Below are 17106 nucleotides of genomic sequence, written 5' to 3'. Positions count from 1 at the left end.
TTCACTGTTGCGGGCGGCGGAGCGATGGCTCCGCCACCTGCCTGCCTCCGGAGTTTCTCGCTGCCGCACGCTGTTCGCGACCCACGGCAGCTTCAGCGACCTGACGCCGACGCAGTACGACGCCGCCCTCGCATGGCTGAGAGAGTCGGGACTGCTCGACGATCTGAACTCGGCCGTCCCGGCCGCGCACCGTGTTTTCAGTGCGGCCATAGCCTGCAGCGGCACGGCGTGGTTCGCCGACGCCGACGTGCTCGTGCAGGGGCCGGCCGAGCTCCCCGGCGACGCGCTGCGTGCAGCTGAAGTGCTGGGCCTCGATGATCGCGAGGCCTACAACCAGATCGTCGTCGCTTGGGGGAAGGTCGACACCGCGGAGCGGGAGCTCATCGGCGCATCGGGCGAGCAGGCCCTGGCCGAGCTGCTCACCGGCGGGACCGATGCCCATGTCGACCACGTTGCGCTGCGGTCGGACGGCTACGGGTACGACATCGCGGTGGATGGCCCCGGGCTCGGCGCTCACCTGGAGGTCAAGACGACCTACCGGCGGGAGCGGCTCGTGGTTTTCCTGTCCCGCAACGAGTACGAGACGATGTTGCGGGACCTTCAGTGGGAGCTGGTGGCAGTCCGCCTCACCGCCGAGCTGACCGTCGCGGCCGTAGCCACCATCCGGCGCGATTGGGTGGCGGAGCAGGTCCCGGCCGACACGACCGCCTATGGCCGCTGGCAGTCGTGCCGGCTGACCGTTCCGCCGAGCGCACTGAGCGCAGGTATCCCCGCGCTCGGCCCGCTTCTTCGGCGCGACGCCTCGCCCCTGATTCGGGGAACCGCCTTCTGGTAGCGCCGCCGGCCCGGGGTCAGCTGATTCGTGCGCGGTGTTTGAGGAACAGCTCGTTGCGAGCATGATCCTCCTGCCCGACGAACGCCTTGAACCGGCCGAGCTTGTAGGCGGTCGCGGTGGCCGTCGTCTGCATCTCGACGTCGAAGTCGCGGCTCAGCAGGCTGATGCGGTGCTCGAGGTCGGCTGCCTCCAGCGCCTGGCCGACGGCGCGGCTGATTTGGGCGGGAGTCATGAAGTCGGCGTTGTCGCGCAGCACCTTGTAGATCGGGTCGTGCTCGGGCAGTACCCGTTCGATTCGCTCGCCCTTGTGCTCGAGTGCGCTGTAGATGGCGCTGCCGACGGCGTGGGCCACCGGTGGCGGGAAGGCGTTGCCGATCTGCCGGTACTTCGTGGTCTTCCGGCCGGTGAACTCCCAGGGATAGGCGTCTGACCAGCCCTGGATGCGGGCGACCATGTCGGCCGTCAGCTTCGGGCCGACGGGGAAGGTGTCACCGCGCTTCGGCGGCGTGTCGGCCACGCCGAGGGCGTCGACTCCCATTTCGGCCCAGGCTCGCTTGGCTCGCGTCGGACCCAGGTCGGCGCCGCCGTGCTTCTTGGAACCTCCGACGATGGTCGGCGCAATCTTGTTGGCCTTCTGTGCCCAAGCCTCGGCGTGCTCCCAGCCATCGGAGCCGATCAGGTCGCGCAGGGTCGCGCCTACCGTGGGCGGGGTGCCCAGGGGCTCGGGCCAGGAGAAGTACTCGGCGTGCTCCGGACGCAGGGCGACCAGGACGAAGCGGGGCCGGAGCTGCGGAACCCCGAAGTCGGACGCCTGCAGCAGGCGCCACTCGGCCACATAGCCCAGGTCGATGAGACGGTCCAGCACGTGCTGGCGGTAGCCGGTGAAGCGGGGCATGCTCAGGCCGCGCACGTTCTCCAGCAGCAGCGCCTGCGGGCGCACGATCGCGACCAGCTCGATGGCCCAGGCGAAGAGGTCGCGTTCGTCGGTCGCCCCGAGCTGCTTTCCGGCAATGGTGAATGGCGGGCACGGGACACCGCCGGCAAGTAAGGCGATGTCTCTGTAATCCGCCGGATCCCACACTTCGCGATCGGCGACATCGCCCTCGCTGACTTTCCACTTCGATCGGTTGTGCCGCAGTGTGTTGCATGCGTTCGGATCGAGCTCGACGGCCAGCGCGTGCTCAAATCCCGCCTTTTCGAGCCCGAGCGCCTGACCGCCGGCGCCAGCGCAGATCTCGACAGCTTCCAAGTTCATCGCTGGCCTCCTCTAGGGCTGGTGCGTTGGGCAAGAGTGCACGCGGGTATCTTGCCATCAAATCCCGGTGATGGCTGGGACCCGGCTTCGATGGGGGCTCCGTGCCGACTGGCGACCGCAGCGAGGCACGGAAACGTGCTCATGCGGCGGGCCTCTACCCAGCTCCGCTCAATGAGGGCCGCTCGCGCAACATGCAGGCCAACCGGCGGTCGAACACCAAGCCCGAGGTCGTGCTCCGTAGCAGCCTGCATCGGCTCGGTTACCGCTACCGCAAGGATCTCCTGCTGCGGCTGCCCGATGGCGTGCGGGTCCGGCCGGACATTGTCTTTACTGCTCGTAAGGTCGCGGTCTTTGTCGACGGTTGTTTCTGGCATTGGTGCCCCGTGCACGGCAGGAAGCCTGCGGTCAATGACTGGTATTGGAGTCCGAAGCTCGCGCGGAATGTGGCCCGCGATCGGACGGTAAATGAATCGCTTTCGAGTGCTGGCTGGACCGTGGTCCGAATTTGGGAGCATGAGGCTCTCGATACTGCGGTCGAACTGGTAATCGATGCGGTCACGTTAGCATCGAACAGGAGTTCTACGCCAGCGCCGAAAGGCGTTGATACCACGGAGTAATCGTTGCCGCGCATTCGGTAGTTTCCCCTGCTCGTTTGCGGGGCGGCTCACCGACCTTATTCGTAAAGGCCGATGGACCCGCGTCATGGGCCGGGGGATGACATCCGTCATGGCGCGGCGATGACGGCGGGCAGGAGTCCGGAAGCCCTCCCGGCCATAGCTTTCAGTCATGACCGAGAAGAACATGAACCGGACCCTCGCCGCCGTCCTCGCCATCGCCGCGCTGCACGTGCTCGCCATCGGGGTGACGCTCGTGGCGCTCGGTTCCGCCGGCATCGGGGCGATCGTGCCGCACCTGGTGCTCGCCGTGCTGCTCCCGGTTCGCGCCCTGAAGCTGCGCGGCGGGCGGCCCAAGGCGCGCCGCATTCTCACGCTCGTGCTGGCCATTCAGGTCGTGGCGCACGTGACGCTGCCGAGCGTGATCGCGCAGATGCCCGGGTACGCCGTGCCGCTCGTCGCGCTGCAGGCGCTCTCACTGGTCTGCGAGCTCGCCGCGATCGTCTTCCTCTGGGCGCCGAGCCGTCGCGAGCAGGTGGCCCTGGGGCGTTAGTTCGCCCTCGCGGGGAGGCCGAACCTCCTCGTGCAGCACGTCGAAACCGGCGGTATCGAGCAGCCCGACGAGCTCGTCGGGCTGCTGGCGGTACCAGGTCGCGTCGAGTTCCAGGCCGTCGTGGGACGAGCGGTGCTTGGCGTCGGAGCCCACCTGGTACACGAGCATCAGCACGCCGCCCGGGCGCAGGACGCGACGGAACTCCGCGAACACGACCGGGCGCAGCTCCCACGGCACGTGGATGAACGAGTAGCAGGAGAGCAGGCCGGCGAGCGAGCCGTCCGCGATGTTCAGCGCGAGCATCGTGCCGATGTCGAAGCGCAGGTTCGGGTGCGTCGCACGGGCCAGCGCGACCATCGCGGGGGACAGGTCCACGCCGAACACGTCCAGCCCCAGCTCGTGCAGCAGCCCGGTGACGCCGCCCGGGCCGCAGCCGACGTCGGCGACCGGGCCGGGATCGCGCAGTACCGCCGAAGCGAACAGCTCCAAGTGCGCACGATCGCTCAGATCCGAGCTGACGATGTGCAGATGATTGACGGACAGCGCGTCGTAGGTGCGGGCGGTGCCGGCTTCGAAGGCGAAATCCAGGGGCGCGTTGTGAGTCACCCCGCTACCGTGCAGGAGCATGGCTGACATCGGCAAGGTGCTGCGGGAAAGACTCGCGGCCGCGTTCGAGACCGTGACCGGATCGACCGTCGACCCCGCCCTGCGCCGATCCCGCCACGCCGACTTCCAGGCCGACGGGGCGCTCGGCCGGCCCGATGCCCGCGCGGTCGCCGCGGCCGTCGTCGCGGCGGCCGACCTGGGCGACCTGTGCGCGAACGTGAGCGTTTCCGGGCCGGGCTTCATCAACCTGACGCTCGCCGGCGGCGCACTCGCGCAGTGGCTCGCCGCGGCCGCCGCCGACCCGCGGCTCGGGGTGTCCACTGTGGAGCCCGAGACCGTCGTCGTGGACTATTCGGGTCCGAACGCCGCCAAGGAGATGCACGTTGGGCACCTGCGCTCGACCGTCATCGGGGACGCGGCCGTGCGGGTGCTGGAGTTCCTCGGCCACACCGTGATCCGGCAGAACCACCTCGGCGACTGGGGCACCAACTTCGGCATGCTCGTCGAGCACCTCCGGGACGGCGGCGTGCTCGATCCGGGCGACATGAGCGCGTTCTACGCGGCCGCGCGGCGCAGATTCGAAGCGGACAGCGACTTCCAGGAACGCGCACGGCGCCGGGTGCTCCTGCTGCAGGCCGGCGATGTGGACACGATCGAGCAGTGGCGCACGGTCGTCGAGATTTCGCGGGTGTACCTCATGAGCGTCTACGACCGCCTCGACGTACGCCTGCGGGAAACCGACTTCGCGGGTGAGAGCACCTACAGCGGCGCGCTCGACGACGTGGTCGCCGAGCTGTCCGCGAAGGGGCTGCTGCGCGAGAGCGACGGCGCGTTGTGCGCGTTTCCGGAGGGCTTCCCGAGCCCGCTCGTCGTGCGCAAACGCGACGGCGGCTACGGGTACGCGGCGACGGATCTCGCCGCGCTGCGGTACCGCACCCAGGAGCTGCACGCGACCCGCCTGCTCTACGTCATCGGCACACCACAGCGGCACCACCTGGAGATGGTCTTCGCCGTCGCGCGGGCCGCGGGCTGGCTGGTGCCGCCGGCGCGCGCCCAGCACATCGCGTTCGGTTCGGTGCTCGGCACCGACGGTAAGATGCTGCGCACCCGGGCCGGAGGTGCGATCAAGCTCACAGCGCTGCTCGACGAGGCCGTCGCGCGGGCGGACGATCCGGCGATCGGCATCGGTGCGCTCAAGTACGCCGATCTGTCCAACGACCGCATCAAGGACTACACGTTCGACTTCGATCGCATGCTCGCGCTGAGCGGGGACACCGCGCCGTATCTGCAGTACGCCCACGTGCGCGTTCGCTCAATCTTCCGCAAGGGGAACGTGGACGTTCCGATCGCCGCGTTCACTGTCACCCATCCGGCGGAACATGCGCTCGCGCTCGAACTGCTCGAGTTCCCCGGCATCGTGCGCGAGGCGGGTGAAACGCTCGCGTTCCATCGGCTCACCGCGCATCTGCACGCGGTCGCGGTGGCCTTCAGTGCGTTCTTCGAGCAGTGTCCGGTCCTGCGTGCGCAAGGGCCCGTGCGCGAAAGCCGGCTCGCCCTGTGCGGCCTGACGGCGCGCACGTTGCAGGTGGGTCTCGACCTGCTCGGCATCGACGTTCCCGAGCGGATGTTGCACCGCGCGCCTACGCTCTCGGCTGCTACAGTCCGGCGTCCGCTCGCCCCTGGGAGCCCGGAAAGCCCGCGGGGCAACGCCGAGCGTGACGCCTCCCACACATCGTGCACACCTTGAGGAGACCCCCACTGTGCGACGGCTCTTGACCGCGGCGATCCTCGTCGCGCTCGTCGGCACCTCCGCGGCCTGCGGAAACTCCGACGACAGCTCCACCACGGCCACGTCCTCCACCGGTGCCGCCGCTCCCGCGGCGACGACCGCCTCGCCGACTCCCACGGTCGACGTCGCGGCCAACACCAAGGAGGTCTGCGGCAAGGCCGAGAAGATCATCACCGAGGACGCGGTCAAGCCGATCGGTGAGCAGATCGGCATCATGATCGCGGCCAAGCAGGCCAAGAACAAGCAGGCCGAGACGGCCGCCGCGGCCAAGGCCAAGGAGCTCGCGGACGCGCTGGCCGAGAAGCTGCGCGCGCTCAAGGCCGAGGCGGCCGACCCGAAGCTGCAGGCGGCGCTGGACAAGGGCGCGGACGGCATCAAGCTGTTCGGCTCGCCGGAGTACCTGGCGAAGATCAACTCGCTCAACGACATGGACAAGCTGACCAACGACATCGACGCGGCCGGCAAGGACCTCGAAGCCATCTGCGGCTGACGCTGCGTCGTTCGATGCCCTGCTCTGCGTCATGGCGGAGCAGGGCATCGCTCGTTTTGCCACGCCGAAGTTGATGCGCTGTGGCAGGCTTCCGCACGTGGTCGATCCATCGGGCGTCTCCACCCTGGACGAGCTCTCGGGCCTCCTGCGCGACCTGCGTCGCCGGCAGGCGCGCCGGGTCTGCTCGTCCCCATTGACGTTCGCCGAGCTGGCCGCGCGCACGGGCTGGCCGCGCACGGCGATCGGCGCCTACTTCGACGGTCGCGCGCTGCCGCCCGCCGAGCGCCTGGACGCCCTGGTCCGTCTCCTGGGCGCCAGCCCCGCCGAGCGCGGCGCGTTCGCCTCGGCCCGCGAGCGCATCGAGACCCTGGAACCGCCCCTCCCGGTCGCCGCCGCCCACCCCGCCGACCGGCCCGGACTTCCGCCCGCGACCCCGGGTTTCGCCGGTCGCGCCGGGGTGATCGCCCGCCTGGACGGCCTGCTGCCCGGCACCCGCGCGGTGGTGCTCGCCGGCCCCGGCGGCGTCGGCAAGACCGCGCTGGCCGTCCACTATGGACACCGCATCGCCGACCGCTTCCCCGGCGGCGCCATCTTCCTGGACCTGCGCGGCTCCGACCCCTCGGGTCCGCCGCTGCCGCCCGCCGAGGCGCTGCGCATGCTGCTCGACGCCCTCGGTGTCGCACCGGCCGATCTGCCGTTGGGCATGTCCGCTCGTACCGGACTGTTCCGCACCCTCACCGCCCGCCGCGGCGTGCTCCTGGTGCTCGACGACGCCGCCGACGCCGCGCAGGTCCGCCCGCTGCTGCCGGCCGCGGGGGACAGCGTCGCGATCGTCACCGGCCGCGCCGGACCGGGCCGGTTGTCCGAAGTGGACGGTGTGGTGACGGTGCCGCTGGAGGCGATCGACCGCACCGAGGCACGGGCCGTGCTCGCCGCGCGCATCGGGGCCGAGCGCACCGCGGCCGAGCCGGACGCCGTGGACCGCATCATCACCGCGTGCGGCCGGCTGCCGATGGCGCTCGCCGTGGTCTCCGCGCGCGTCGCCCTGCATCCCGAGCTGCGGCTGGCGGCCGTGCCCGACGAGTCGGTGTTCGCCTGGTCGTACGACCTGCTCAGCCCGGCCGCCCAGCACCTGTTCCGCGGCTTCGGCGCGCATCCGGGCCCGTACGTGTCGGCGGCCGAGGCAGACGTCCTCATTGGACAGTCGAGTGTGGACGCGCTGACCGAGCTGAGCCGCGCACAGCTCGTCACCGAGGTCCGGCCGGGCCGCTTCGCGATGCACGCACTGCTGCGCGAACACGCGGCCGCGCGCACCACGGCGGCCGAGCGCGCCGAGATGCAGGACCGGCTCGTCAGCCAGGCCACCGAGTTCGCGGTGCTGGCGCTGGCGATGCGGCGCCGGCGGTACCGTGATGCCTGGCGCATTGCCGACGCGCTCGATGAGCACCTGGACGCGGCCGGGCGCTGGGACGACCGCATCGCCGCGCAGGAGATCGCCATCCGCGCGGCCTCGCGGCTCGGCGACGCGGCGCTGCTGGCGCGGGCGCAGCGGGCCCAGTCGGCCGCGTACCTGCGCACCGGCCAGCACGAGGCCGCCCTGCGCCGGCTGCGGGAGGCGGCGGACTGCTTCCTCGCGCAGGGCGACCCGGCCGCGGCCGCCCACTGCCGGCAGGACCTCGCCGCGCTGCTCGAGTCGATGGCCCGCTTCGCCGAGGCGATCGTGCACGACGAGCTGGCGCTGGCCCTGTTCCGCCGGGCCGGGGACCGCCACGGCCAGGCCGCCGCGCACGCCGCCGCCGCGTGGCACTACGCGCAGGCCGGTCGCGCGGCGGAGGCGGTCGCACACGGCGAGGCGGCGCTTTCGCTGCACGCCGACCCGCACGAGGTGGCGGCCGCGCTGGCGCATCTGGGCCGGGTTCACGCGGCGTTGGGCGAACGCGAACGCTCACTCGATCGGTTGCGGGCGGCGCTCGAGCAGTACACCGAACTGGGCGACCGGCTGGACGAGGCGGACACCGCCACCCGGCTCGGCGACGCGCTCGACGGGGCGCCGGCCATCGGGCTCTGGCGCCGGGCCCACGCCATCTACGAGCGCCTGGGCCACCCGGCGGCGGCCATGGTCGCGGCGCGGCTGGGAATTTAGCTCATCGAGCGGGTTTAATTCACGTCATGACCTCCGAAACGCCCGGCTGGGACGCCATCGACGCGGCGCTGGAGCAGATCTACCCCGGCGTCGAGCCGCGCCACCTCGGCACGATCATCAAGTGGGCGCTCGGCGGCCCCGATCCGCTCGATGGCATCAGCTTCTATCCCCGCCTCGACCCGGTGCCGCACTGGCACGCGGTCACCTACGGGATGAGCGAGCTCTACGGGAAGCAGTCCGACAATCCCGACGAGTCCGGCTGGGGCTTCGAGTTCACCTTCCGCGTGCGCCGCGACCCGGCCGAGACCGAGCCGCCGATCTGGGCCGCGAACTTCCTGCAGAACCTCGCCCGGTACGTCTTCCAGACCGGCAACTGGTTCGAGCCCAACCACCACATGGACCTCAACGGCCCCATCGCGCTGGACCGCGAGACGCTCATCCGGGCCGTCGTCTTCACCGAGGACCCGGAGCTGGGCGCGATCGACTCCCCCAACGGCGCGGTGCAGTTCCTGCAGGTCGTCGGCATCACCGCCGACGAGTACGCGGCGACCCAGGCCTGGAGCGTGCACGCCTTCCTCGACCTGCTCGCCGGGCGCATCCCGCTGCTCGTCACCGACCTCGACCGCGCCTCGCTCACCGACGACCCGGCCGTGGCCGAGACGGTCGACGGGGGCCGCCGCCTCGACGGCTCGTCCACCGCGACCCTGGCCCTGGCCGAGTTCGGCTGGCGCCCCGACGGCGACCTGGTCCGCCTGGTCATCGGCGCCCACGTGGCCCCGCGGGTCGCCGAGACGCTGGTCGGCCGCCTGCCCTTCGGCCGCACGCTGCGCCTGGACGGGCCGGAGAGCAGCGTCGAGTTCGCCTCGGACAGCTTCTACATCGCCACCGAGGAGGGTTTCGAGAACCATCTCCAGATCGGATTGACCGGCGAGGCCCTCGACGGCCTGCTCCAGGTGTTGGTACCCACGGCCGGCGTCCGCGTCGCCGCCGGCGCCGGACCGATCGTGGTGGAGATCGTCCGCTCCGAGATCCGCGATCCTGAGGGCAACGTGGTCCGCACCATCGGCTAGCGGTTTTAGTGTGGGGTCGTGACGTATTCCGCAGACGGTTCGCGCTACGACCAGATGCAGTACCGCCGGACCGGCCGCAGCGGCCTCAAGCTGCCCGCCGTCTCCCTCGGACTGTGGCACAACTTCGGCCACGACCGGCCGCTCGACGGCCATCGCGCGCTCGCCCGGCGCGCGTTCGACCTCGGCATCACCCACTTCGACCTGGCCAACAACTACGGCCCGCCCTACGGCTCGGCGGAGGAGAACTTCGGCCGCATCCTGGCCACCGACTTCCGCCCGTACCGCGACGAGCTCGTCATCTCCAGCAAGGCCGGCTACGACATGTGGCCGGGCCCCTACGGCGACCTCGGTTCGCGCAAGTACCTCACGGCCAGTCTCGATCAGAGCCTCAAGCGCCTCGGCCTCGAGTACGTCGACATCTTCTACTCGCACCGCTTCGACCCCGACACGCCCCTCGAGGAGACGATGGGCGCCCTCGACGCCGCGGTGCGGGCCGGCAAGGCGCTGTACGTCGGCGTCTCCTCCTACTCCCCGGCCAAGACCGCGGAGGCGGCGCAGATCCTGCGGGACCTCGGCACGCCGGCGCTGATCCACCAGCCGTCGTACTCGATGCTCAACCGCTGGATCGAGGACGGCCTGCTCGACGTGCTCGACCGCGAGGGGATGGGCTGCATCGCCTTCTCGCCGCTGGCGCAGGGGATGCTCACCGACCGGTACCTCAACGGGGTGCCCTCCGGCTCGCGGGCCAGCGAGAACAGCTCGCTCTCGCCGGACTGGCTCACCGAGGAGAACCTGGGCAAGATCCGCGCGCTGCGGGACGTCGCTTCGGCCCGCGGGCAGAGCCTGGCCCAGATGGCGCTGGCCTGGACGCTGCGCGACTCGCGGGTCACGTCGACGCTGATCGGGGTGAGCAGCGTGGCGCAGCTCGAGGACAACGTGGCGGCGCTGGGCAACCTCGTCTTCTCGGCGGAGGAACTGGCCGCGATCGACAAGCACGCCACCGAGTCGGGCATCAACCTGTGGGCGAAATCCAGCGCGCACTGAGCTCGTTTTCCGGCAGCGATGTCGAATTCGGGTCGGCTCCGTTCGTATGGCCGGTGGAAGTCGCTTCACGAGGAGGAAGAGCATGAAGCAGTACCTGCTGGCGGTCATCGAGCCGAGCCAGGGTGACCCGCCGCCGCCCGCCGAGATGCAGAAGATCATGGAGCGGGTGGCGGCGTACGAGCGCAGCGCCAGGGAGGCCGGGGTCTGGGTCTTCAGCGGCGGCCTGTTCCCGCCGTCCACCGCGACCACGCTGCGCCCCAAGGACGGCGAGGTGCTGGTCACCGACGGCCCGTTCGTCGAGGGCAAGGAGCACCTGGGCGGCTTCACGATCATCCAGTGCGAGGACCTCGACGCCGCCCTCGAGTGGGGCCGCCGCTGCGCCGAGGCCACCACGCTGCCGGTCGAGGTGCGGCCCTTCCGATGAGGGGTGGGGCGGTCGAGCGGGTCTTCCGGGAGGAGTACGGCCGTGCCGTGTCCGTGCTGGTCCGCACCTTCGGCGACATCGACCTCGCCGAGGAGGCGGTGCAGGAGGCCTTCACCGCGGCGCTGCAGCGCTGGCCCGACGACGGCCCGCCGCCCAGCCCGGCCGGGTGGATCATCACGACCGCGCGCAACCACGCGATCGACCGCCTCCGCCGCGACGCCAAGCGCGCCGAGAAGCACGCCGAGGCCGAGTTGATCTACAACATCCCCCCGGACGAGCCCGACGACCGCCTCCGGCTCATCTTCACCTGCTGCCACCCGGCGCTGGCCCGGCACGCCCAGGTAGCGCTCACGCTGCGCCTCCTCGGCGGCCTGACCACCCCCGAGATCGCCCGCGCCCTGCTGGTGCCCGAGCCGACCCTGGCCCAGCGCATCGTCCGCGCCAAGACCAAAATCCGTGACGCCGGCATCCCGTACCGCATGCCCCGCGCCGCCGACCTGCCCGACCGCCTGACCGCCGTCCTGGCTGTGGTGTACCTGATCTTCAACGAGGGCTACGCCGCCAGCTCGGGCCCCCTGGTCCGCGACGACCTGTGCGCCGAGGCCATCCGCCTGGGCCGCATGCTCCGCCGCCTCATGCCGGACGAGCCGGAGGTGGCCGGCCTGCTGGCCCTGATGGTCCTGTCCGCCGCCCGCCGCCCAGCCCGAGTCGACGCCGAGGGCGCCCTGGTGCCGTTGCCACGTCAAGATCGTTCGCGCTGGGACCGAGCGGCGATCACCGAGGGCCACCGCCTGGTCCGGGAGTGCTTACGCCGCGACAGCCCCGGCCCCTACCAGCTCCAGGCCGCGATCAACGCAGTCCACACCGACGCCCCGACCGCCGAGGCGACCGACTGGCGTCAGATCGTCCAGCTGTACGACCAGCTCATGGTCGTGTCACCCTCACCGGTGGTAGCCCTGAACCGAGCCGTGGCGGTCGCGGAGCTGGACGGCCCCGAAGCCGGCTTGCGGTTGATCGAGGACCTGCCGCTGACCAGGTACCACGTCTTCCACGCAGTCCGAGCCGACCTCCTGCGCCGAGCCGACCGCACGGCGGAGGCCGGTGAGGCATACGAAACGGCAGCCGAACTGACAGCCAACACGGCGGAACGTGATTATTTACTCACCCAACGTGCGAACCTCCTACCCTCGCTCTCGTAGCAGCGCTCGACCATCTTGTCGGCGAGTGGGATGCTCGAAAGATGACCCATCCGGTGCTCGCCCAGTTGCTCGCGGTCGCGTTGATCGTCGCGGTCTGTGCGCTGGCCGTAGTCGTCATCCCGTTCAACCGCCGAGGCGCGCCCATCAGCGTCCGCACCCGCCCGGGTCGCCGCGACGAAGAACGCGGCTGGTACGGCTTCATCTACGCCAACCCAGACGACCCGAACCTCTTCGTCCCCAAGCGCCTCGGCCTCGGCTGGACGATCAACTTCGGCCACCGCCGCGCCTGGCAGACCGTCTTCGGCCTCCTTGCCTTCATCGCCCTGAGCATCGCCATCGGCACAGTCGCCGGCCACCAGGGCCGCTGACCGCCCAAGCAAACTCAGCCACCTAGCCACCCGGCCAAACCCGGACGCCCTTCCTGCTCAACCCAGACGACCAGAACCCGACGCAGAACCCGACGCGTACGGGCCTATCTGCCTGCCCCAAACCGACCCGGACCCGATGCGCGCGGTTGCTCGCCTGCCCCGAACCGACCCGGACCCGATGCGCGGGGTTACTTGCCCAACCCCTAGCCACCCGGACCCGACACGTGTGGTGTTTGCTTGCCCAACCCCTAGCCGACCCGGCTTCGATGCGTGCGGTGTTTGCTGGCCCAACCCCTAGCCGACCCGGCCCCCCTGTGCGTGGTGTTACCTGCCTGCCCCCGGCCAACCCGAGCCCGTGAGTGTGGGTTTTGTTTACCTGCCCCCCGGCCCCCCTCCCCCCCCCCGGCCCCCCCGCCCCCAACCCACCTCACCCCACAGTCGGCCAATCCCACCCCAACTGCAAAAACATCCCCAACCGATCACTGACCCCCCGAATCTCCGAGATCCTCCCGTCCCGAACCGTAAAGATCCACATCTGCTCCACCTCAAACGACCGCCCAGTCGGCTCCGGCATCCGCGGATGAAACCCCGTATGCGTCCCCCGCGCGACCAGCCGCACCGCGACCGTCTCCCCCTCCGCGATCACCTGCTCCGGATACAGCCCGCCCTCCCCGAACGCATCCAGCTGCTGCCTGAACCCCTCGAACGCCGCCCCCGGAGCGTCCTCCTCGCCAAAGATGATCTTGTTGTGATCGATCACGTCGGCCGCCATGTACTGATCCCAGTCGCCGACCCGCCGCTCGTTGAGCGCCTCGAAGAAACCGGTCACGACCTGCTTGTTCGCGTCCATTGCCGACCTGCCTTTCTTACGGCGTAAGTTTGATGGGGCCGAGTGTAGACTTACGGCGTAAGAAACCGCAACCCCGCCGAGGGAGACCAGGCTTGGCAGCGAACCGTCAGCGCGGCGAGCGCGCCGGCCTCACCCGCGAACACGTGCTCGACACCGCCCTCTCGCTCGTCGACCGCAAGGGCCTGAGCGCGCTCACCATGCGCGCGCTGGGAGCCGAGCTGGGGGTCGAGGCGATGACGCTGTACCACTACGTGCCCAACAAGAACGCCCTGATCGACGGCATCGTGGAGCGCCTGTTCACCGCCGTGCACCCGGCCGAGCCCGGCGGCGACTGGCAGGGTCACCTGCGGCGGTACGCGCACGATCTGCGGGCCGTCCTGCTGCGCCACCCGTACCTGCTGCCCGCGGTGAACCGGCCCGTGGTCACCCCGGCGGCGCTGGACGCGGCCGAGGCGGGCCTGCGCATGCTGACCGACGCCGGCTTCGAGCTCGGCGCGGCCCTGGACGCCCTGAACGCGCTGACCCTGTTCGTGCTCGGGCACGCCGCCGCCGAGGTGGCGATCGGTCCGGAGGGCCCGACGCCGACGGACGCCGAACGGCACCCGCTGCTGGTCGAGGCGGTCGAGACGCTCGCCGGCATCGACGACGCCAACCGCTTCACGTTCGCCGTCGACGCCATGATCGCCGGATTCGACGTGATCCGTTGACACTTGCGCCATCCCGCACGCGCCGAGGTGAGTATCCTTTTCGGCGGCCTTAGACCCGCGCGAGGCGGGCAACAGCCTGAAGGGGAGCCGGAGTGAGCGAGACGCTGGAGTTCCAGGCGGAGACGCGGCAGCTGCTGCAGTTGATGGTCCACTCGATCTACTCGAACAAGGACATCTTCCTGCGCGAGCTGATCTCGAACGCCTCCGACGCGCTGGACAAGCTGCGCCTGGAATCCCTTGTGAACAAGGAGCTGGAGGTCGACACCAGCGACCTGCACATCCAGCTCGAAATCGACAAGGATCAGCGCACCCTGACCGTGCGGGACAACGGCATCGGCATGTCCCACGACGATGTCGTCTCGCTCATCGGCACCATCGCGAAGTCGGGCACGGCGGAACTGCTGAAGCAGCTGCGGGAATCGTCCGAGCAGCAGCAGCGGGCCGAGCTCATCGGGCAGTTCGGCGTCGGGTTCTATTCGACGTTCATGGTCGCCGACAAGGTGACGCTCGTGACCCGCAAGGCCGGCGAGAGCCAGGGCACGCGGTGGGAGTCGGCGGGCGAGGGCACGTACGAGATCGAGAGCGTCGACGACGCCCCGCAGGGCACCAGCGTCACGCTGCACCTCAAGGCCGAGGACAGCGAGGACCAGCTCTTCGACTACACCGCGGAATGGAAGGTCCGCGAGATCGTCAAGAAGTACTCGGACTTCATCGCCTGGCCGATCCGCCTGCAGGGCGAAGAAAACCAAGAAGCGCCGCTGAACTCGATGAAGGCGCTCTGGGCGCGGTCGAAGAGCGAGGTCGCCGCCGAGGAGTACAACGAGTTCTACAAGCACGTCAGCCACGACTGGACCGACCCGCTCGAGACCATTCACATGCGCGGCGAGGGCACCTTCGAATACGAGGCGCTGCTGTTCATCCCGGCCCGCGCGCCCTTCGATCTGTTCATGCGCGACGGGCACCGGGGCGTCCAGTTGTACGTCAAGCGGGTCTTCATCATGGACGACTGCGAGGCGCTTACTCCGCGGTACCTGCGATTCGTGAAGGGCGTCGTCGACGCGCACGATCTCTCGCTCAACATCTCCCGCGAGATTCTGCAGCAGGACCGGCAGATCCAGGTGGTCCGCCGGCGCCTGGTCAAGAAGGTGCTCTCGACGCTCAAGGAATTGCCCGCCGATCGGTACGCCACGTTCTGGAACGAGTTCGGCCGCGCCCTCAAGGAGGGGCTGCTCGACGACGCCGAGAACCGCGACACACTGCTCGACCTGCTGCGGCTCCCCTCGACGCATTCGACCGAGGAGCCGACCTCGCTGCGCGATTACGTCGGGCGGATGAAGGACGGCCAGAGCGCCATCTACTACATGACCGGTGAATCGCGCGCGATGGTCGAGAACTCGCCGCACCTGGAGGCCTTTCTGGCCAAGGGGTACGAGGTGCTCATCCTCACCGATCCGGTCGACGAGGTGTGGGTCGAGCAGGTCCCGGAGTACGACGGCAAGCAGTTGCAATCGGTGGCCAAGGGCCAGGTCGACCTCGGCAGCGAGGAGATTCCGGCCGAACGCAGCGAGGGATTCGCGCCGCTGTTGTCGTGGCTCGGCACGAAACTGGAGTCGGACGTCAAGGAGGTGCGTCTCTCCACGCGCCTGACCACGTCGGCCGCGTGCATTGTCGGCGACGAGCACGACATCACGCCGACGCTGGAGAAGATGTACCGCGCGATGGGTCAGGAAATGCCGCACACCAAGCGCATTCTCGAACTGAACCCGGAGCATTCGCTCGTGACCGGGCTGCGCGACGCCTTCACGGCCGACCCGGAGGCGCCGGCGCTGGGGGAGACGGCCGAGCTGCTGTACGGCATGGCGCTGCTGGCCGAGGGCGGCGAGCTGGCCGACCCGTCCCGCTTCACGCGGCTGCTGGCCGACCGCCTGGCCCGATCGCTGTAAGGCCATGACGTTTCCCGCGCGCATCGTCGTCCTCGTGCTCGTCGACGGGGACGGCGGTGTGCTGGGCGAGCTGCCGCCGTTCGAGGTCGGTTCGCCCTGGTGGCCCGAGGTCGAGGAGATCGTCGACGGCGCGCGGGAGCGCTTCGGGGCGCGGGTGAGCGTCCTGCGGCTCCTGCACGCCGATCGCGCGCATCCGCACGGGGGCCTCGTCCGGTACCTCGCGCAGCTTGAGCAAGGCAAGCCAGAACTCGTGCCGACGTCGTTCGAGCCGGCCCCACATCCGCAGCGGGCGCCCTTCGCGGAGGTGGGCGGGCCGGCCGAGTCGCTCGCGTGGGCGCGGGGGTTGCTGGAGCGGTCTGCGTACGGTACACCCAAGGAAATCCGGCAGCGGAAAACCTGGAACCTGTCGGGGTTGTGGCGGCTGGAGACGGCGGGCGGAACCGTCTGGCTCAAGCACCTGCCCCCGTTTCTGCGGGCCGAGCACGAGGTCCTCGCGTGGATCGGCGCCGTCGCGCCCGGGGCCGCCCCGCCGTTGATCGCGGCCGACGGGACCGGCCGGCAGCTGCTCGGGCACCTGCCGGGCGAGGACGGCTTCTTTGCGCCCGCGCAGGACCGCGTGGCCATGGCCGATCTGCTGCACCGGCTGCAGCGGCGGGCGCTGGAGGATGCGGACGCACTCGCCGAGCGCGATGTCCGGGACCGGCGCGGCGGGCTGCTGCTGGAGCAGATCGTGGCGGCCGCGGAGCCGTGGCTCGGCGAGATTTTCGGCCTCGACGACCTGGTGGCCGGCCTGCCCGACCGGCTCGCGGCGGTCGAGGACTGCGCCGTGCCCGACACGCTTGTGCACGGGGACTTTCACCCGGGCAATGTGCGTTTTTCCGCGTCGGTACCGCCCGCTGTCCTCGACTGGGGCGACGCCTTCCTGGGAAATCCGGCGTTCGACCTGATCAGGCTCTGTGAGGGCCTCGAGCCCGGGGAGGCCGGGCCGCTGATCGAGCGCTGGTCGGCGCTCTGGCGGCAGGTCGCGCCCGGCAGTGACCCGGCCCGCGCGGTCGAGTTGCTGCGGCCGGTGGCCCCGCTCCTCGGCGCCGTCGTGTACGCCAACTTCGTCCACAACATCGAGCCAAGCGAATGGCCGTACCACGCCGACGACGTCCCGACCTGCCTGAAAACGGCCGTGGAGCAGGCCTGACGCGATTTTGTCGTACCCATGCGA

At 70.1% G+C, this 17106-nt stretch carries 17 protein-coding genes; 14 read left to right on the top strand and 3 right to left on the bottom strand.

Going from position 1 to position 17106, the window contains the following annotated elements:
* Positions 1-7: 7 nt before the first annotated feature.
* Positions 8-835 carry a protein NO VEIN domain-containing protein gene (locus ACQPZ4_RS49305; protein ID WP_433053157.1) on the top strand — a complete coding sequence of 276 codons (828 nt, stop codon included), beginning with the start codon at positions 8-10 and terminating at the stop codon, positions 833-835.
* Between the two features lie 16 nt (positions 836-851).
* On the opposite strand, the gene ACQPZ4_RS49300 is transcribed toward ACQPZ4_RS49305, so the two are convergent.
* Positions 852-2090 (bottom strand): DNA cytosine methyltransferase, encoded by a 1239-nt coding sequence (locus ACQPZ4_RS49300; protein ID WP_433053153.1) that lies wholly within the window; start codon positions 2088-2090, stop codon positions 852-854.
* Positions 2091-2191: 101 nt separating this feature from the next.
* Between ACQPZ4_RS49300 and ACQPZ4_RS49295 the strand changes: the two genes are divergently transcribed.
* Positions 2192-2707 carry a very short patch repair endonuclease gene (locus ACQPZ4_RS49295; RefSeq protein ID WP_433053150.1) on the top strand — a complete coding sequence of 172 codons (516 nt, stop codon included), beginning with the start codon at positions 2192-2194 and terminating at the stop codon, positions 2705-2707.
* 169 nt (positions 2708-2876) lie between these two features.
* Positions 2877-3257: a hypothetical protein gene (locus ACQPZ4_RS49290; protein ID WP_433053147.1), complete on the top strand. Its 381-nt coding sequence runs from the start codon at positions 2877-2879 to the stop codon at positions 3255-3257.
* Here ACQPZ4_RS49290 and ACQPZ4_RS49285 read toward each other — a convergent pair.
* Positions 3180-3863: a class I SAM-dependent methyltransferase gene (locus ACQPZ4_RS49285; protein ID WP_433053144.1), complete on the bottom strand. Its 684-nt coding sequence runs from the start codon at positions 3861-3863 to the stop codon at positions 3180-3182. The two genes, ACQPZ4_RS49290 and ACQPZ4_RS49285, sit on opposite strands and share 78 nt — an antisense overlap.
* Before the next feature lie 19 nt (positions 3864-3882).
* Here ACQPZ4_RS49285 and argS point away from each other — a divergent pair, with 19 nt between their 5' ends.
* The 8 genes from argS to ACQPZ4_RS49245 all read left to right on the top strand — a co-directional run bounded on the left by argS (position 3883) and on the right by ACQPZ4_RS49245 (position 12390).
* Positions 3883-5610 (top strand): arginine--tRNA ligase, encoded by a 1728-nt coding sequence (gene argS / locus ACQPZ4_RS49280; protein ID WP_433053141.1) that lies wholly within the window; start codon positions 3883-3885, stop codon positions 5608-5610.
* Positions 5611-5623: 13 nt separating this feature from the next.
* The gene (locus tag ACQPZ4_RS49275) at positions 5624-6142 is read left to right on the top strand and encodes a hypothetical protein (RefSeq protein ID WP_433053138.1); all 519 of its coding nucleotides are present in this window, start codon (positions 5624-5626) and stop codon (positions 6140-6142) included.
* A 97-nt stretch (positions 6143-6239) separates the two neighbouring features.
* Complete coding sequence (locus ACQPZ4_RS49270; RefSeq protein WP_433053135.1) at positions 6240-8285, top strand: helix-turn-helix domain-containing protein; 2046 nt, start codon at positions 6240-6242, stop codon at positions 8283-8285.
* Between the two features lie 26 nt (positions 8286-8311).
* A complete protein-coding gene (locus ACQPZ4_RS49265) occupies positions 8312-9355 on the top strand; it encodes a suppressor of fused domain protein (protein ID WP_433053132.1) in 1044 nt (347 codons plus the stop codon).
* Between the two features lie 54 nt (positions 9356-9409).
* On the top strand, positions 9410-10399 hold the full coding sequence (gene mgrA / locus ACQPZ4_RS49260) for an L-glyceraldehyde 3-phosphate reductase (protein ID WP_433067083.1): 990 nt from the start codon (positions 9410-9412) through the stop codon (positions 10397-10399).
* Between the two features lie 82 nt (positions 10400-10481).
* A complete protein-coding gene (locus ACQPZ4_RS49255) occupies positions 10482-10823 on the top strand; it encodes a YciI family protein (RefSeq protein ID WP_433053129.1) in 342 nt (113 codons plus the stop codon).
* The gene (locus ACQPZ4_RS49250; RefSeq protein WP_433053126.1) at positions 10820-12022 is read left to right on the top strand and encodes an RNA polymerase sigma factor; all 1203 of its coding nucleotides are present in this window, start codon (positions 10820-10822) and stop codon (positions 12020-12022) included. The genes ACQPZ4_RS49255 and ACQPZ4_RS49250 overlap by 4 nt, the downstream gene beginning before the upstream one ends.
* A gap of 41 nt (positions 12023-12063) precedes the next feature.
* Positions 12064-12390: a DUF5808 domain-containing protein gene (locus ACQPZ4_RS49245; protein ID WP_433053123.1), complete on the top strand. Its 327-nt coding sequence runs from the start codon at positions 12064-12066 to the stop codon at positions 12388-12390.
* Between the two features lie 427 nt (positions 12391-12817).
* Here ACQPZ4_RS49245 and ACQPZ4_RS49240 read toward each other — a convergent pair whose 3' ends face one another.
* On the bottom strand, positions 12818-13240 hold the full coding sequence (locus ACQPZ4_RS49240; protein ID WP_433053120.1) for an ester cyclase: 423 nt from the start codon (positions 13238-13240) through the stop codon (positions 12818-12820).
* Between the two features lie 92 nt (positions 13241-13332).
* Between ACQPZ4_RS49240 and ACQPZ4_RS49235 the strand changes: the two genes are divergently transcribed.
* The 3 genes from ACQPZ4_RS49235 (at position 13333) to ACQPZ4_RS49225 (ending at position 17082) form a co-directional block, all read left to right on the top strand.
* The gene (locus tag ACQPZ4_RS49235; RefSeq protein WP_433053117.1) at positions 13333-13947 is read left to right on the top strand and encodes a TetR/AcrR family transcriptional regulator C-terminal domain-containing protein; all 615 of its coding nucleotides are present in this window, start codon (positions 13333-13335) and stop codon (positions 13945-13947) included.
* A 143-nt stretch (positions 13948-14090) separates the two neighbouring features.
* Positions 14091-15890, top strand: coding sequence for a molecular chaperone HtpG (gene htpG / locus ACQPZ4_RS49230; protein ID WP_433067080.1), 1800 nt, complete (start codon positions 14091-14093; stop codon positions 15888-15890).
* Between the two features lie 4 nt (positions 15891-15894).
* Positions 15895-17082 carry an aminoglycoside phosphotransferase family protein gene (locus tag ACQPZ4_RS49225; protein ID WP_433053114.1) on the top strand — a complete coding sequence of 396 codons (1188 nt, stop codon included), beginning with the start codon at positions 15895-15897 and terminating at the stop codon, positions 17080-17082.
* The last annotated feature ends 24 nt before the right edge of the window (positions 17083-17106 follow it).

The sequence above is a fragment of the Dactylosporangium sp. CS-033363 genome, assembly GCF_050942475.1.
Taxonomy (GTDB): Bacteria; Actinomycetota; Actinomycetes; order Mycobacteriales; family Micromonosporaceae; genus Dactylosporangium.
This window is presented reverse-complemented; position numbering and strand designations above follow the sequence as displayed.

What these genes read in the sequence shown, in the direction of transcription:
- ACQPZ4_RS49300 (WP_433053153.1), bottom strand. Translation starts at nt 2,090, where the DNA reads ATGAACTTGGAAGCTGTCGAGATCTGCGCTGGCGCCGGCGGTCAGGCG.
- ACQPZ4_RS49290 (WP_433053147.1), top strand. Translation starts at nt 2,877, where the DNA reads ATGACCGAGAAGAACATGAACCGGACCCTCGCCGCCGTCCTCGCCATC.
- argS (WP_433053141.1), top strand. Translation starts at nt 3,883, where the DNA reads ATGGCTGACATCGGCAAGGTGCTGCGGGAAAGACTCGCGGCCGCGTTC.
- ACQPZ4_RS49265 (WP_433053132.1), top strand. Translation starts at nt 8,312, where the DNA reads ATGACCTCCGAAACGCCCGGCTGGGACGCCATCGACGCGGCGCTGGAG.
- mgrA (WP_433067083.1), top strand. Translation starts at nt 9,410, where the DNA reads ATGCAGTACCGCCGGACCGGCCGCAGCGGCCTCAAGCTGCCCGCCGTC.
- ACQPZ4_RS49255 (WP_433053129.1), top strand. Translation starts at nt 10,482, where the DNA reads ATGAAGCAGTACCTGCTGGCGGTCATCGAGCCGAGCCAGGGTGACCCG.
- ACQPZ4_RS49250 (WP_433053126.1), top strand. Translation starts at nt 10,820, where the DNA reads ATGAGGGGTGGGGCGGTCGAGCGGGTCTTCCGGGAGGAGTACGGCCGT.
- ACQPZ4_RS49245 (WP_433053123.1), top strand. Translation starts at nt 12,064, where the DNA reads ATGACCCATCCGGTGCTCGCCCAGTTGCTCGCGGTCGCGTTGATCGTC.
- ACQPZ4_RS49240 (WP_433053120.1), bottom strand. Translation starts at nt 13,240, where the DNA reads ATGGACGCGAACAAGCAGGTCGTGACCGGTTTCTTCGAGGCGCTCAAC.
- htpG (WP_433067080.1), top strand. Translation starts at nt 14,091, where the DNA reads ATGGTCCACTCGATCTACTCGAACAAGGACATCTTCCTGCGCGAGCTG.
- ACQPZ4_RS49225 (WP_433053114.1), top strand. Translation starts at nt 15,895, where the DNA reads ATGACGTTTCCCGCGCGCATCGTCGTCCTCGTGCTCGTCGACGGGGAC.